Source organism: Ensifer sp. Root127 (genome assembly GCF_001425225.1).
Classification (GTDB): Bacteria; Pseudomonadota; Alphaproteobacteria; order Rhizobiales; family Rhizobiaceae; genus Ensifer; species Ensifer canadensis.
Genome location: NZ_LMDX01000054.1, coordinates 19,736 through 35,467 on the forward strand (window position 1 = coordinate 19,736; position 15,732 = coordinate 35,467).

Consider the following 15,732-nt stretch of genomic DNA (forward strand, 5'->3'; position numbering starts at 1 on the left):
GTGGAAATCCGGTGCTGCTGCGTGGGAAATAATCAGACCCGCTGAATACACCAACCAGACCGAGCAAGGCAAGGCAAGCCCCGGCTCAAACCCGCTCAAGTTCCGACAGAAACGCGTTCAGTTCCGTTTGGTCTATCCCGACGAGATGGGCTTTGTCGGGATAGGCGCCGGACCGCACGTCTTCGGCAAACTCCGCGAAGGCGGCGATGCGCTCGCGTTGAAGCCGCTCATATTCGGCGGCGAAGTTGCGATAGATTTTTGCGTGACGGGGAACGTGGTCACGATTGGCGCCGAGCACGTCATCGCTGAAGAGGTACTGCGCATCGCAGCCCGTGCCGGCGCCCATCGATAACATGAGCATCGATGACTTCGCGCTGATCGCGGCAGCGACCTCGCCGGGCACCACTTCGATCTCGGCGGCAAATGCACCTGCCCCTTCCAACGCTTTTACCTGGCGCCAGATCTCGATGGCGCTTGCCGCCGTCTTGCCGACGGCGCGAAACCCGCCGGTCCAGGTGGCCTTCGACGGGATGAGGCCGACGTGGCCGCAGACCGGGATACCCTCTTCGCGCATGCGGCGAACGGTAGAAAGGCTTGCCGCGCAGTAAACCGCGTCGCCTCCCGCTTTGAGCGCCTTGAATGCGGCGCGGATATATTCGTCGGCCGTGACCAAATCGCCATATTCGAGGCCCGGAAAGGCAAAACAGGTCGGGGCCACTTCGCGAAACTCCGGCCCGAGCAGCGTCGGCGGCACGGAGACCAGGTCGATGCCAGCGGCTTCGGCGGCCTCCGCCTCATCCAGCGTTTCGACCCGCAGCATCGTCAACTGTCTCTTGCCTTTCATCGAAAGAAGGTCGGCAACGGTCGGGCGGCGGTTTCGCATCAGGATCTCCGGATATCGGTTGTTGTTATGACAGAGGCAAAGGCATCGTGCCTCAGGCGGCGAGCAACGCCTTCAGCTTCGTGTCGATTGAGCCGAGCGCCTGCGGATCCGGCCTTTTCCCGGCAGCAATCAGCATCTCGGCAAGGCGGATGTCGCGAGCGATCGCGTTTCCTGTGCCGATACCGCTCGCACTGATCAGTCGACCGCTGGCGTCAAGATGAAAGAGAATGAAGGCGCTATCGCCAAGGTCCCGCCGCACCGTCATCACAGCACCATCGGCAAGGCCGGCGATCTGCAGGGTCAGGTCATATTGATCGGACCAGAACCAGGGCACGCTGACAATCGTCTCGGCAGCACCGAGCAGATTGGCCGCCGCAAGTGTTCCCTGGTCCTGCGCGTTTCGCCAGGCTTCAAGCCTTATGCGTCGACTACCGTAGTGCCCGAGCGGATAGGAGCAGCAATCGCCGGCCGCGAAAATGTCGGGGTCCGAGGTGCAAAGCTTCTCATCGACGGCGATGCCATTATCGATGGCAAGGCCGGCAGCCTCGGCCAAGGCCGTGTTCGGCAAGGCTCCAATGCCGACTACGACCAGGTCGGCGACAAGAATGTCTCCGTCGGCAAGCTGAATTTCAACCTTTCCCTCGCGTTCCGCGATGCCGGCGATCCTGGTATTGCAGCGGACATCGACGCCTTCCAGTCGATGCCGCTCGGCAACAACGGCTGCGATTTCTTCCGGCACGCCGCGGGAAAGCACCCGTGACAGCCCCTCGATGAGAACGACATCTGCGCCAAGCTTGCGGGCGGTCCCTGCGAGTTCCAGGCCGATAAACCCGCCACCGATAATGGCAAGTACCTTGCCCGGTGCTATCTTTGAGCGGATGGCGGCGGCATCGGTGTGCGTCCGAAGCATCCGGATAAGCGGTGATGTCTCTGACAAGCCCGGCAATGACCTTGGCCTCGCACCAGTTGTCAGCAACAACCTGTCGTAAGAGAGCTGCCGCCCGTCGGCGAGCCGTACCGTTTTCGCGTCGCGATCGATGGCCTCCACCGGCGTATCGGTGAGTACCTGGATCCCGGCAGCCTGATAGCGCTCGGCGTCGGCGACGAATTTGGGCTCAAGCTGTCCAGCCAGACCTTCCTTCGAGAGTGGCGGCCGCTCGTAAGGCAGATGTGCCTCGGCACCAATGAGCGTGATGACACCCTCATAGCCCTTTTCCCTAAGCGCAAAAGCTGCCCTCGCACCACACTCGCCGGCGCCGACAATGACAATCGTGTTCATGTGCCTCTCCCAATGTCTCGTTTGGACGCCTTGAGCTCGCTTAGGCGACCGCGATGAAAACGCTGCCGGCCTCGACCTTGACCGGGTAGGTCTTCAGGTTGACGCAGACGGGCGCGCCCTTGGCCTGACCGGTCTTGTAGTTGAAGCGGCCGTTATGTTTGGGACACTCGATGATGTCGTCCATCACCAGCCCGTCGGCGAGATGGATATGCTCATGGGTGCAAAGACCGTCGGTCGCAAAATATTCGTCGTCGGGGCTGCGGTAGACGGCAAAGGTGCGCCCGTCATGGTCGAAGCGGATCACATCCTCTTCGTCGATCTCATCGGCCGCACAGACCTCAATCCAGTTTCCGCTCATGCTTCTTCCTCCAAATGCTGTTGTTTGCTGGCGTGCCTATTCGGCGGCATGCACCAGGGCATCGCTATGAAACTCTTCGCGATAGGGTTTTGCCGTCGGCGGCAGGTCCCGCTTCAGGAAATAGTCCTCGTTCCTCAGCTGGCGCAGGAAGGCCGGGATCATTTCGCGGTAGCCGTGGAGCATGGATGGATTCGGCTCCGGCAGATCGTGCTTGATCATGGCGTGAAGCCGCGGCAGCGCATGGTAGGGCACCATCGGGAACATATGGTGTTCGACGTGGTAGTTCATGTTCCAATAGATGAAACGGCTGACCGGGTTCATGTAGACCGTGCGGCTGTTCAGCCTGTGGTCCGTGACGTTGTCGGCAAGCCCGCCGTGCTGCAGCAGGCCCGTCAGCACATGGTGCCAGGCACCATAGAGGCGCGGCAGGCCGATGAGCATCATCGGCAGGATCGAGCCGAGATAGAACGACAGGCCGATGGTTGCGAGATAGATCGCAAACCAGATCCGCGCGATCCGTATTGCCTTGGGCTGCTCCATTTCCGGAATGAACGTTTTTTCGGCAGCGCTGATGACGCCGAAGGCATTGCGCACCATGTCGATGACGGCATGCCAGACATCGAGAATGCCGAAGAAGTTTAAGACGAGCCGAAGCAGATCCGGCGGCCGCATGACGGCGATTTCAGGGTCCCGACCAACGATGACAGTGTCGGTGTGGTGACGCGTGTGGCTCCAGCGCCAGGTCACCGGATTGCGCATGATCATAAAACAGGCGACCTGATAGACGACGTCATTCATCCACATCGTCTTGAACGCCGTGCCATGACCGCATTCATGCCAACGGCTGTCGGAAGCCGAGCCGTAAAGAACGCCATAAGCGAGAAAGAAGGGAACGGCCCACCAGGTTCCCCAAAAGTAGGCGCCGAGGCCGCCAAAGAAGATGAGACTGCCGAACCAGATGGCGGTATCGCGGATCGCGGGGCCATCCTCGCGCTTCATCAGTTCCTTCATCTGCTTGCGCGGGATCTCTGTGTGATACCACTCGGACGCGGACAGCCCGTTGGCGACCGCGGCCTGAGCATCGCGGCCAAGCAAACTGTAATCACGCTTCGTCGGAACCATCGCCATCCGTTTTCTCCTCCCGCGATCGACCACACGTCGGTGGCCGTTCCTCGTCTCTTGGAACTGACGATAGGTTGACTTTTGCAAGTCCTCAATGCAGTGATGATATATTCTCTCAAATACCATCAAAGCTTGCATTTCATGAATGATGGAATAGTTTCAGGGGTGACTGATGAGCAACAGACCGACAATTGCCGATCTTGCCCGCGCCGCGGGCGTCAGCGTTGCCACCGTGGACCGCGTGCTCAACGGCCGACATCCGGTGCGCGAAGAGACGGCACGCCGGGTCTATGACGCTGCCAAATCCATCGGTTACCATGCAGTCGGCTTGCTTCGTCAGCGGGTCTTCGAGGACCTTCCGCAATACCGCCTCGGTTTTCTCCTGCAAAAGCCGCAGCAATCCTTCTACCAGGCTGTGGCCAAGGAGATCGAGAACGCAGCACTGGCGCTGTCCAACGTCCGCGCCCTGCCCCAGGTGGAATTCGTCGCCAATTCCACACCATCAGGCATCACCGAAAAGCTGAAAGCAATGGCCGCCCGCAATCAGGCGATTGCGCTCGTCGCGCCGGACTATCCGGCAGTGACCGCGGTGGTCGAAGAACTGAAGGAACGTGGGATCCCGGTTTTCTCCCTGCTTTCCGACTTTGCAGCCGGGGTTCGCGAAGGCTACATCGGCTTGAACAATCACAAGGTCGGCAGGACAGCGGCCTGGATGATTGCCAAGGCTGCGAAGAGACCGGGCAAGGTCGCAGCGTTCGTCGGCAGCCATCGCTTTCTCGGCCATGAACTGCGTGAAATCGGCTTCCGCACCTATTTTCGCGAGCACGCGCCTGATTTCGAGGTGCTCGACACGATGGTCAATCTCGACACCGCCGAGATCACCCACGAAGCGACGCTCAATCTCTTGCAACGCCACCCGGAACTGATCGGCTTCTATGTCTGCGGCGGCGGCATGGAAGGAGCAATCTCGGCGATCCGCGAGGAAAAACTCCAAGGCAAGCTGATCGCCGTCGTCAATGAATTGACCCCGGAATCGCGCTTAGCACTCGCCGACGATGTCGTGACCCTGGCGATATCGACACCGACGGGGGCCCTTGCGCGGGAAACAATCAATCTGATGGTGCAGGCAATCGGCAAAGGACCGACGGGCGCGCCAGGCCAGACCTTCCTGCCGTTTGATCTTTTCACACCGGAGAACATCTGACGACGGAGTTAGATGATCCTGTACTTTGAAACCACGAAGAACCGGGGCGGACGGAACGAAAAGCAAGCGGGTTATGTGGAACAGAAACAAACGAATCCATTGAATTCATTATATAATACAACGGGATTGGCCGTATTCTCGACGGCCTCTGCCATCGTGTCCAACACGAGCTGACGGTGCTCTTCTTGGACGATGAGCGGGTCGTGGATAATGCCGAGGTCGCTTTGGAAGTAATCGGCGATCGGTGCGTGACGCTGCTTCGTGCATTCGATGATGTCCTTGGCCACGACGTAGTTCCCGTCGACATGCTGCGCCACTGCCCCGATGGCTTCCGTGTAGGATATGGCGTTGCACACGGAGACCGATCGGAGGTTCTTCGCCAATCCCTTCGTCAGCATAGGTCGCAACCGTCACGTACCGCAACGTTGCGACTTGATCCGGACACCGCGGTGCTCACCGTATGCGTGGGCCTCTGCATTCGACATCGGCCAATTCCCGTCCCATAACAACCTGGGATGGTCGCGCGGTTTCGCCCGGAGCAAATCCGCTGGCGGCTAGTTCTGGTATCGCTTGATGCTCGCAGACCGTTGAGATCTAACCATTTTAGGTCAATTGAAGAGTTGCCCTGCATCACACACATTCAACGGGTGGGAATCACTACATGGCTAGCGCGTCTCTTGCGAGACGACGCATCTGATGCGTTTAGAGCAAGCGGTAGTGCAGTATCAGTGCCATCGACGCGAACTGGTGATTCCGTCGTCGAATTGGCCGGAGCCGTGTGGGGGGGCATCGGACCATGGTCTTGGATGTCGTGCAGTTGGAGAAGGCTGCGGCCAGCTTGTCGGAGGTCGTAACCGATCCTGCGGGATGGCCCCAAATCCTTGATGATATCTCTCGCGCCGTTCGCGCAGAGGGCGCAGCGGTGCTATCCAACAATCCCGGAGCCGGGTTCCTCGTTAGTCCAAACCTTGAGGAGGCCTTCCACCTCTACTTTGAACAAAGCTGGTACAAGCTCGACATTCGCCGCCGTGGAATCCCTAAGCTGATGCGCGGAACCGTGCTGGCGGACGACGATGTGGCGACAAATAATGAGATCGCGACCGATCCGTACTACAACGAGTTTCTCCCGAGCGTTGGCCTACGCTGGTGGAGCGGACTGGGATTCCGGGTCGGCGGCGACCTCTGCTGTCTCGCCATTCAGAGAACCGAGCGACAAGGCCGCTTCTCGCTCAAGGAGAAGCGCATACTCCAGACGCTTCTCCCCCGCCTGAACGAGATCGGAGCACTGGCGCATGCCGTAGGCCGGAACAAACTCGTGGGCATTACGAACACGCTCGACCGCATGGAACTCGCCGCCGTCGCGGTCGACCGTGCCGGCCACGTCGTCTGCTCCAATGCTTCAGCCGACCGTCTGTTCGGCGAGTCGATGCGGATCCGCGGAGGTAGGCTCGTGATCCGCGATGCGGAAGCCGCCGCGAATTATGAAAGCCTCCTGCTTCGGTGCAAGCTGCTGCCTGAGGGGCGGAGTTTGGGCGCTGATCTGGTCGTTATCCGCCGGGGCGAGCAGCGCCCCGTTGTCTTGCGTGCTTTGCCGATCGACGGTGCCGCCCGCTATCCTCTCGCTGGAGCATGCGCGTTGTTCATCCTTACCGAAGTGGGGCCAGCTCGGGAGCCCGAACTTGAACTCATGGTCAAAGTCTTCGGTCTTACCCCAGCCGAGTCACGCCTTGCCGCCCGCATTTCAACAGGAGAATCACTGGACGATGCGGCGGACCAACTGGGCGTGTGCAAGGAGACGGCGAGGAACCAACTCAAGGCGATCTTCGGGAAGACCGACACCCACCGGCAGAGCGAACTCGTCGCACTTCTAGCTGGCCTATCGGCGGGAAAAATTAAATGAGCGCTCGCGTGATGCGACAAATGGCAAGGATGATCGCCGCTGGGGCCCTGTCGCGCCTCCCAACGCCGCGATGCCTACGCCACCGGTCAGGAGTCCGAGGTCGGTTCCCACAGCCGCGCCGATGATAGACCTTTTGTCTCGGCGGAGCGGGCTTTCGCAGCCGCGGTGACCTTCAACGGGGATACCCAGGAAAATGAACACGCAGTTCAGCCGTCGCGTTTACAACGGGGCCTCGAGACCTTGCCTATCAACCAGTGTCCCAGCAGGACGTCGAGACCTTGGAGCGAGGAGGTCGTTGAACTGCGCGCCTTCATGATGAGGGCGTCCGGCCGTTGGTGTAGATCGCTACTTCGACACGCTTACCTTTCACGAACAGCACGGGAAATACGGTCGCGCAGCGGCTGCCAAAGATATTCGAGAAACGTTCTGCTGGACGTCGTTATGAACACATCGACCGGCATTCCGGGCACAAGATGGGGCCCTCCCAACGTGCCGATCGCGCCAGGACCAAGTTTCAGATGAACTGGGTAGTAGACGACACGTGTCGTCTGGTCCTGTACCAGATCGGCCCCGACCATAGTGACCTCCGCGGCAAGGTCAGGTGTCGTCGAATGGTTCAGGCCGACAATACGAACATAGCCTTTGTCAGACAGACGGATCGAGTCGATTTCCTGCGGCCCGATACGGGCCTCTACATTCAAGGGGGCGTGGTCTGGGACGATCATCATCAGAACCTCTCCGGGCCCGACGACGCCGCCGATGGTGTGAACGGAAAGCTCGTGCACGAAGCCACTTCTGGGTGCTTTGATATCGATACGCACCAGCGCATCCTCTGCCTGGTCACGTTTGCCCCGCAATTCGCTGAGCCTGGACTCCACGGCGGCAAGTTCCCTGGAGGCATCCGCGATTGCAATCTGATCGATGTTCAGTATTTGTAGTTTCGTTTCGGCGATTTTGGCGCGAACCTCGGCGGTGGACGCCAGAAGCTCTCCTATCTCGCCTTCAAGCTGCGTGAAGCTTCTCTCCTGGACATTGACCTGACTTTCGAGGACGAGCTTCCGATCGCGAAGCGTGTGAAGGTTGGCGAGCTCCTTCGCGACGATATCCTTTTGGCGCGACTTCGCCCGAGATTGTGCCTCCATCCCTTCGATCTGGTTAGTCAATTGCCTGATGCGCTCGGTCAGTCCGCTTTCCTGACCAAAGCGGGCGTCGCCACGCGCCTTCATCATTCTCTCTTCACGTTGACGAAGCGCGCCTGTGAAAGTGGAATCCCGGGCTTTCGATAGATGTGCGGGTGGGACAAAGTGCTCCAGACCATCACGCTCCGCTCGAAGTCTCGCTTCCGTCATTTCGAGGTCGGCAAGCTGGCGTTCTATGATCTGCAGGTCCGACTGCGCTGTCGTTGCATCAAGACGAAGGATGATCTGCCCTTCGGTCACGCGCTTCCCCTCCTGCACGAGGATTTCGGCGATGATACCTCCGGTTTGGTGTTGCACCTTCTTGGTTTTGCCGTCCACCACGAATTGGCCGGAGGCGACGACAGCGCTCGAGAGTGGCGCTCGAGCGGCCCAGATTCCGAACGTGCAAACGAAAAACAGGATCAGCGTCACCCCGACCTGTCGATGGCGACGAAGGGAAGCGTCATGATCGAGATAGCCCCCGGTATCACTATGCATTGTCGGACATCCCTGCAACGGCTCTGAGCGGGGTCACTTCGAGTGGCCTGGACAGAATTGCCATCACTTCGTCCTTGGGGCCGAACAACTTGATTCCTTGATCCTGGAGAATTGCCACTTTGTTGACGGCCGCCAACCCCGAGGGACGATGAGTAACCACGATGGCGATTCCCCCGCGGGCGCGTACGCCTTCAATCGCCGCGGTCAGGGCAATGTCGCCGCTGGCATCAAGATTGGAATTCGGCTCATCAAGAACAACTAAGAAGGGATTGCGATAGAGTGCTCGGGCGAGGCCAATCCGTTGCCTCTGCCCCCCGGAGAGGAAAGTACCGCCCTCGCCGATTCTAGTATCATAACCATGGGGCAGTGAGAGGACCAGATCATGAGCTCCCGCCGATACGGCCGCATCTATAATCCTGTCCGAATTCCCGTCGGGCTGAAATCGGGAAATGACCTCCGCTACGGTTCCATCAATCAGGCCCACGTTTTGTGGCAGGTACCCGATGTGGCCGCCCAGCCTGTCCCGGTCCCAATGGCTTAGGGAGGCACCATCAAGGCGGACGGTACCTTTCAAGGGTGCGAGCACTCCGACGATAGCGCTTGCCAGTGACGACTTGCCACAACCACTCGGGCCGATGACACCGAGAGCGTCTCCGGCCTTCAGTTCGAAACCGATGTTGATCAGAACGGGATCGCTATCGCCGCGCGGCGAAATCGCCAAACCTTCGACGGTAAGCTTCGACGTCGGCGTTCTCAGTTCCACGTGCTCATCTTCGACCGCTATGGAAAGCGAGACTTTGAGCCTCTTGAAGGCTGTGCGCGCCGCGACGAACCCTTTCCAGTGCGCAAGGGCTGTCTCCATCGGTGCCAATGCTCGCGATGTCATGATCGATGCGGCGATCATGGCACCGCCAGAGATCTCCTGATTGATGACGAGGAACGCTCCGACACTCAGGACCGAAGACTGAATGATCGTGCGGAACATTCTTGCGAAAGCGCCAACGCCACTATTGACGTCGCTCGCCCGAAGGCTGGCGTTGGCATAGTCACGACTCAGTCTTCGCCAGCGGCCGCCAAGAGCGCCGTGCATCCCCATCGCATCCAGTGTCTCGCAATTGCGGCGAACCGAATCCGCGAAGAGTTGGCGCGTCGCCCCGACCGCCCCCATGCCTCGCACGGGTTCTCGCAGACGGGCATCCGTCGTCATCGCAAGCACGATGGTGATGCATCCGGCCGCGACGGCGAGCCAGCCAAGCCAAGGGTGAAGGATGAAGCAGCCGACCACGAACAACGGCATGAAGGGAAGATCGAACATCGCCGCCGGTCCGGAACCGCCGAGAAATCCTCGAACTTGGTCAAGGTCACGGATCGGCTGCATGGCTTCGTCGGCGTTCGCGCCCCTCAGCGGAAGCAGACTCGCTGCGCGAAAACACAGACCGGCCACATCTTCATCAAACCGGACACCTACACGGCTCAGCATTCGCTGGCGGATCGAATCCAAAGAACCCTGCAGGGCAAACGCGACCAGCGCCACCAACGACAGCGCGACAAGGGTCTCGACGCTGCGACTAACGAGCACGCGGTCGTAGACCTGCAGCATGTAGAACGAACCGGTCAAAGTTAGAATGTTAATCGCGGCGGAAAACATTGCGATCGCACGAAAATCCTTAGCCCGGCTTTCCAACGCGGCGCGCGCAGGCAGGACATCTTTGGAGGCGTGCCTACTCGTGAAACGATAGTCTGTATTCCCAGCCCGTGGCGGATGATGCATCTGGGACTCCTTGCGTCTGATGCGCAGTGAGGCGATTCGAGCAAGAAGTCCCCAGCCGACAATTGTGGCAAACATCAACGTGCCTGCCTGGGGCTTGAAGCGCTAAGGTTCGTTCAGAGCAGGAAATCCCCGGCGGTCAGTTGCACGGTGCCGATGAGCCTTATCTGAAAATCGGCTTCCGGATTTGCGTTTGTATTACCCTCGATGATGGTATGCTCAACGCCGTTTGTGTCCGTCTGGTATCGATATCCGATTTGCCCACGCCCGAGCTGGCCGAAGCCGCCACTCACGCTCGTGATTTCGCCTGCAAACATGAAGGCGGGATCACCAACCAAAGCGCCGTTTGCATCGATCTGACTGACGTCGACGCGGTCGCCCAGTGTGTAGTCGTTTATAACATCGGCCGAGGGCCCCTTTCCCGCAGCCCCGATGGACGCAAAGACAAAAGTATCCTCTCCGCCACCCCCGAACAGAACGTTGCGGACGGTGCTTGCAATGATCATGTCGTTCCCGGTGCCGCAGATCGCATTTTCGATTGAGGTCAATTGGTCGGTTCCGGTGTGGGCGCTGGTAGCTGACCCGTTGAGAAGATTGACCACCGCGTCGACCTGCAATCCAGTCAGGCTGCAGGTGTCGCTGCCGCCGTCGCCGAAGTAAAAGTCATCGCCGTCATTCAAAGTGGCCAGGAAGGTATCGTTGCCACTGCCCCCCGACACCTCGTCCGCCCCCTCGTCGCCAACGAGTTCGTCATCCCCTCCGCCGCCGTGCAGATCATCATCGGCATCCCCTCCCCAAAGGAGGTTGGCAAGACCATTGCCGGTCCCTGCGAACGACCCCGTTCCCGAGAACCGAAGAACTTCCGCGTTCGCGCCGAGAACGTAGGAAAGTGCTGTCACGTAGACTGTGTCCCTGCCTCCACCAACAGCCTCGACCGCTGCGTCACTGGCGGAATCCACCATGTAGGTGTCGTCTCCGCCGCGGCCGACGAGGCGATCAGCGCCGCCAGTTCCGTCCAGTATGTCGTCACCGTTGCCGCCAGTGATCGTGTTTGCGAGACTGTTGCCGGTACCTTGGAAGTTTCCGGAGCCGACGTAGACAAGATTTTCAACGTTTGCTCCGATTTCATAGGCCGCGAGGGTTGTTTCAACGGTGTCCGTACCGGCTCCCGCCAGTTCTGTTACGACGTCGCTCTCCTCGCGGACAACATAGGTGTCGTTACCCGCGCCACCATCCATGTTGTCGCCGCCTGCCCCGCCGTCCAGACGGTCCCGCCCGATCCCGCCGAGGAGCGTGTCGTCGCCTTCGCCTCCATTTAGCAGGTCATCGCCGCTGCCGCCGTCGATCAAGTCGGGACCTGCCAGTCCCGTCAGAGTATCGGAGCCACCATTCCCCCTGATGGTGTCCTCTTCGTCAGTCCCGACGACGATGTTGTTGCTGCCGTTTCCATTGAAGGTTCCCCCGGGAGCGTTGGTAACGGACATCGAAATAGTCTGGGTATCGACGCCACCTTTCCCATCCGAGACCTGGACCATTGCCTCGTAGACATTGTCGCCGTCGGCGTCAGTCGGAAGTTCGAAGTCCGGTGCCGCGAGGAAGCCAATCGCTCCGGTGACAGCGTCTATCGCGAACAGGGCGGCATCCGCGCCGCCAATGATGGAATAGGTCAGGCTGTCGTCTGCATCGGGGTCAACCGCAACCACCGTCGTCACACCGGAAGTGTTCTCATTGATCGAGAGGGTCGCGGTGTCCCCTCCCCCGCCTGACGTGATTGAGGGCAAGCCGTTGCTGGCGGCAATAGCGAGACGCGCGTAGTCAGGCTGGTCCCAAGTGCCCACGGATACGCTTCCTTGGATGGTGCCGGAAAGCGTAAGCAAGGTATCGAACGAGCCATCCAAGTCCGCGTCCATCTCTAGGTAGGTGTCTCCATTGCCCACCTGCAGGCGATAGGCAGCCGCGGCCACAGGACCGCCATAGACAAGGATGTCCTCTCCATATTCGTAGTCGGTGATCCGGTCGCCGATCCAGTCGGAGGTGCTGCCAGAGTAGGTGTCCTTGCCGCTTCCGCCGGTCAGTACATCGACATCATACTGGCCGGCCAGGAAATCATCGCCATCGCCGCCGAAAAGCACGTCGTTGCCGAAATTGCCAAAAAGCCAGTCGTTACCCGCCTCCCCGTAAAGGACATCGTCGCTGGTTGGAGCCTGGAGGACGGCGTCATCGTTAGGCGTCCCGAATACGATCGCATCGATATTCCTGTCATCGAAAACGAAGCGCTCGATGTTCGCAATGTAGTCCGTTCCGTCGGGACCAGCTATTGTGTATCCGAACCCGTTGGGAGCGCCCTGCGTAATCGCATAGCTTGCGAAGTCGCCCTTGAACACGGCCGTATCGAAACCGTCCGAGCCTTGGATGGAGTCATTTCCAAGCCCGCCGACGAGCGTGTCGTTTCCGTTGTTACCGTCAAGACTGTCGTTTTCACCGCCCCCATAGATGACATCGTCGCCCGTCGTCCCGGTGACCAGTTCGGGGTTGATGTCTGAAACGTTGATTGTGAAAGTGCGGTCGATTGAATGACCGCCCTCATCCGTCGCATGGATCGTGACCTGGTGTCCGGAGGACTGTTCATAGTCCAGAGCGACGCCGTTGGCGACAACGAGCTGGTTGCCGTTCAACAGTCCGAAGCGACCACCCGCATCATCGAGAAGCACGAAAGAATGTAGGTCGCCAATATCCGGGTCGACAGCGCTGAGCGTCCCGACGAGCGTGCCGTCGGACGCAAACTCGTTCACCGTGCTAGAGGACAGCAGAATGTCGTCCTGAGATTCATTGGCATTGACTACACTGATTGCCACGTCACGATTGGTGGCGAGGACGCCATCCGAGGCCGTCACCACGATGTCGTAGATATTATTCCCATCCGCGTCGGCCGGGTTCTCGAAGTCCGGTGTATTCTTGAAGGTGACGATCCCCATTGCATCGATGTCGAAGAGCGCTTCGTCCGCGCCCGAGAGCGAGTATGTCAAACTTCCGGGATTGTCGGCGTCGGTGGCGTCGGCGTCGTAGACAGTCCCCGTCACGTTTTCAGCGAAGTTCGCGATGGACCCCGACGAGAATACCGGTGCATTGTCATTCGTATTGGAGACGTTGACGGTCACCATCTGCGTGTCGATGCCGCCCTGGCCATCGGAGGCTTGTACGACTACCTCGTAGATGTTGTTGACGTCCTCGTCGGAGGGAGCCTCGAAGTCGGGGCTGGCGACGAACCTCAGAACTCCCGATGTCTCGTCAATCTGGAACTCAGCCTGATCCGCGCCGCCCACGATGGAATACGACAGCGTGCCGTTGGCTATCCCACCGATAGCGACGACAGTTGTTACGTCGTAGCTGTTCTCCGCCATCGTGCGCGAGGCCGTAACTCCGCCACCGTCCGAGGTAATGGTCAGTTGGTTGTTGAGAAGCACGGATACGTTTCCGCTATCGTAGTTTCCGACTACGATGTCCATTCGGCTATCACCATTCACATCGCTGAAGTCGATGGCAGCTGGATTATCCCCGCCCGAAGCGAAAACTTGCTGCGGTCCGAAAGTGCCCGATCCGGCGTTGAGAAGAACGGAAATCGTATCGTCAACCGAATTGGCTGTTCCGACATCGAGTTGACCGTCTCCGTTAACGTCACCGATCGCGATAGCGTAAGGACCAGCGCCGACCGCGTAGCGTACCTCCGGCAGGAAATCCCCAGTACCTGTTCCAAACATGACCGACACGTCGTTCGTGCCACGGTTGGCTGTAACAAGATCGAGGTTGCCGTCGTTATCCAGGTCGTCGACTGCAAATGAGATGATGTCATGGCCGGCTGCCGGATAGGTGGCGGGGGCCGAGAAGGTTCCGTCGGGACTCCCCATCAAAACCGATACGAAATTCCTTGCCGTTATCAGATCGAGGTTTCCGTCCTTGTTCAGGTCGGCGGTGTCGATCGGCCACGGAAAGCTTCCGCCAACGCCGTATTGGACTGCCGGTGCGAATGATCCGGTGCCCGTGCCTAACAACACGGAAAGGTCGCTGCCGTTGGCGTGTGCAGCCGCCGCGTCAAGATTCCCGTCATGATTGAAATCACCGATGACCACACCGCGCGGGCCGATCCCGGTGGGATATGAAGCTTCTGAAAGGAACGTTCCTGCGCCTGTTCCCACGCGTACGGTGATGCTGTTTGAGAACGGACTTGCGGCAACCAAATCGAGTATGCCGTCGCCGTTCAGGTCACCCAGCTCTATATCGATCGGACCGCCGCTCATCGAATAATTGACGGCAGACGCGAATTGACCTCCGCCCTGGCCGAGCAGCACCGACACGCTGCCTCCCGCGTGGTTCGCGGCAAGAAGGTCGACGATCGAGTCGCCGTTGATGTCCGCCGCGACGACGTCCGAGGTACCGAAGCCTGCCTGATAGGTAATGGGTGAGCCGAAGACCGCAGGTGCGGGAGAGCTGCCCGAACCGTTTCCAAATTGGGTGATGGAGTAGGTCCCGTCATCGAAGCGGAGATTTTCTATATTGTAAAGCGTGTCGCTGCCATCAGGGCCAACAATGGAACAGGCCCCGAGACCTATGTTGACCCCCGTGACCGTGTATTGCGACCGCAATCCGCTGAAGACCGCCGTATCGGTGCCGAGCCCCCCATTGATCTGATCGTCGCCGATGCCCCCGATCAGCGTGTCGTCGTCCTGCCGATCCGAACTCGCCTGCAGGTAGTCGTTCCCGGCACCGCCATCGAGGAGATCGCCACCTCCGCTACTAAGGACTTGGTCATCCCCATCGCCGCCGATCAGCGTGTCGGCATTGTAGGTGTCCTGAGGCGGCGTCGGAATGGTGGGATCGCCAGCACTGTCTCCATCGAAGACAAAGTCGTTTCCGGCACCACCGTCTACATAGTCGCCGACACCCTGCCCCCACAAGACGTCGTTCCCGTCCTGCCCGTAGAGTTCGTTGGCACGACGGAAGGCACCATAAAGGGTGTCTGTGCCGTCACCTCCGTGGATCAGTACGCTGGTGTCGACATGTGATCCGTCAAAGACATCGTCCCCAGACGACCCGTTGTAGGCAATCCTGTCGAGAGCAGCGATAAATTCCCCGAATGGCCCGAGCGGCGTTGTCGCCCCCGAGGGGCTGCCATGGACACCGAGCTGCCAGCCGCCATTGCCGTCCGGAACAGCATAGTCACCTCCGCTCAGCGCGGAGGTATAGATAAAGGGCGGCATGGTGCCGCTTCCGACAACGGCTCCGTTCGTGAACACGGTGAACGCCCCGTCCAGTGTCACCGTGAAACCGATGGGATTTCCATCTAAATCCGTCTGGACAGTTGTCTGTCCGGAAAACTGTAGGCCGTATCCACCGACGAAAGCCACCCAGCCCGATCCGTATTGGCCATTATAGACGAGAGGCACTCCCCATATGTGTCCGAAGCTCGGATTGACACTTTGAGTGACATTGATCACCATTTCGGCCATAGCATACCTCCCTCGCGCGAGCGGATGATGCGGATGCG

10 protein-coding genes are annotated in these 15,732 nt (G+C 59.4%); 2 read left to right on the forward strand and 8 right to left on the reverse strand.

All coding sequences use genetic code 11. The annotated features are described in order from the left end of the window. Nucleotides 1–85 precede the first annotated feature (85 nt). From ASD03_RS35285 to ASD03_RS35300, 4 genes are read right to left on the reverse strand one after another with little or no spacing between them, the layout of a single operon-like run. Complete coding sequence (locus ASD03_RS35285; protein WP_025428996.1) at nucleotides 86–883, reverse strand: 3-methyl-2-oxobutanoate hydroxymethyltransferase; 798 nt, start codon at nucleotides 881–883, stop codon at nucleotides 86–88. A gap of 52 nt (nucleotides 884–935) precedes the next feature. Further along, nucleotides 936–2,162, reverse strand: coding sequence for an FAD-dependent oxidoreductase (locus tag ASD03_RS35290; protein ID WP_057218733.1), 1,227 nt, complete (start codon nucleotides 2,160–2,162; stop codon nucleotides 936–938). A gap of 40 nt (nucleotides 2,163–2,202) precedes the next feature. Beyond that, nucleotides 2,203–2,520, reverse strand: coding sequence for a MocE family 2Fe-2S type ferredoxin (locus ASD03_RS35295; RefSeq protein WP_025428998.1), 318 nt, complete (start codon nucleotides 2,518–2,520; stop codon nucleotides 2,203–2,205). A 36-nt stretch (nucleotides 2,521–2,556) separates the two neighbouring features. Next, on the reverse strand, nucleotides 2,557–3,648 hold the full coding sequence (locus tag ASD03_RS35300; protein WP_057218735.1) for a fatty acid desaturase family protein: 1,092 nt from the start codon (nucleotides 3,646–3,648) through the stop codon (nucleotides 2,557–2,559). Nucleotides 3,649–3,814: 166 nt separating this feature from the next. Here ASD03_RS35300 and ASD03_RS35305 point away from each other — a divergent pair, with 166 nt between their 5' ends. Continuing rightward, nucleotides 3,815–4,846 (forward strand): LacI family DNA-binding transcriptional regulator, encoded by a 1,032-nt coding sequence (locus ASD03_RS35305; protein WP_057218737.1) that lies wholly within the window; start codon nucleotides 3,815–3,817, stop codon nucleotides 4,844–4,846. A gap of 71 nt (nucleotides 4,847–4,917) precedes the next feature. On the opposite strand, the gene ASD03_RS35310 is transcribed toward ASD03_RS35305, so the two are convergent. Further along, nucleotides 4,918–5,244: a hypothetical protein gene (locus ASD03_RS35310; protein WP_057218739.1), complete on the reverse strand. Its 327-nt coding sequence runs from the start codon at nucleotides 5,242–5,244 to the stop codon at nucleotides 4,918–4,920. A 398-nt stretch (nucleotides 5,245–5,642) separates the two neighbouring features. Here ASD03_RS35310 and ASD03_RS35315 point away from each other — a divergent pair, with 398 nt between their 5' ends. Then, a complete protein-coding gene (locus tag ASD03_RS35315; protein ID WP_057218746.1) occupies nucleotides 5,643–6,746 on the forward strand; it encodes a helix-turn-helix transcriptional regulator in 1,104 nt (367 codons plus the stop codon). Nucleotides 6,747–7,105: 359 nt separating this feature from the next. Here ASD03_RS35315 and ASD03_RS35320 read toward each other — a convergent pair whose 3' ends face one another. From ASD03_RS35320 to ASD03_RS35330, 3 genes are read right to left on the reverse strand one after another with little or no spacing between them, the layout of a single operon-like run. Then, nucleotides 7,106–8,422, reverse strand: a complete 1,317-nt coding sequence (locus tag ASD03_RS35320) for an HlyD family type I secretion periplasmic adaptor subunit (protein ID WP_057218748.1) — start codon at nucleotides 8,420–8,422, stop codon at nucleotides 7,106–7,108. Then, nucleotides 8,415–10,268 (reverse strand): type I secretion system permease/ATPase, encoded by a 1,854-nt coding sequence (locus ASD03_RS35325; protein WP_244494748.1) that lies wholly within the window; start codon nucleotides 10,266–10,268, stop codon nucleotides 8,415–8,417. Before ASD03_RS35325 ends, ASD03_RS35320 begins: the two co-directional genes overlap by 8 nt. A gap of 38 nt (nucleotides 10,269–10,306) precedes the next feature. Further along, nucleotides 10,307–15,694: an FG-GAP-like repeat-containing protein gene (locus ASD03_RS35330; RefSeq protein WP_057218749.1), complete on the reverse strand. Its 5,388-nt coding sequence runs from the start codon at nucleotides 15,692–15,694 to the stop codon at nucleotides 10,307–10,309. Nucleotides 15,695–15,732: the final 38 nt, after the last annotated feature.

Excerpts from the sequence above, each read along its gene's own strand:
- ASD03_RS35285 (WP_025428996.1), bottom strand. The coding sequence starts at position 883 with ATGCGAAACCGCCGCCCGACCGTTGCCGACCTTCTTTCGATGAAAGGC.
- ASD03_RS35320 (WP_057218748.1), bottom strand. The coding sequence starts at position 8,422 with ATGCATAGTGATACCGGGGGCTATCTCGATCATGACGCTTCCCTTCGT.
- ASD03_RS35290 (WP_057218733.1), bottom strand. The coding sequence starts at position 2,162 with ATGAACACGATTGTCATTGTCGGCGCCGGCGAGTGTGGTGCGAGGGCA.
- ASD03_RS35295 (WP_025428998.1), bottom strand. The coding sequence starts at position 2,520 with ATGAGCGGAAACTGGATTGAGGTCTGTGCGGCCGATGAGATCGACGAA.
- ASD03_RS35300 (WP_057218735.1), bottom strand. The coding sequence starts at position 3,648 with ATGGCGATGGTTCCGACGAAGCGTGATTACAGTTTGCTTGGCCGCGAT.
- ASD03_RS35305 (WP_057218737.1), top strand. The coding sequence starts at position 3,815 with ATGAGCAACAGACCGACAATTGCCGATCTTGCCCGCGCCGCGGGCGTC.
- ASD03_RS35310 (WP_057218739.1), bottom strand. The coding sequence starts at position 5,244 with ATGCTGACGAAGGGATTGGCGAAGAACCTCCGATCGGTCTCCGTGTGC.
- ASD03_RS35330 (WP_057218749.1), bottom strand. The coding sequence starts at position 15,694 with ATGGCCGAAATGGTGATCAATGTCACTCAAAGTGTCAATCCGAGCTTC.
- ASD03_RS35315 (WP_057218746.1), top strand. The coding sequence starts at position 5,643 with ATGGTCTTGGATGTCGTGCAGTTGGAGAAGGCTGCGGCCAGCTTGTCG.
- ASD03_RS35325 (WP_244494748.1), bottom strand. The coding sequence starts at position 10,268 with ATGTTTGCCACAATTGTCGGCTGGGGACTTCTTGCTCGAATCGCCTCA.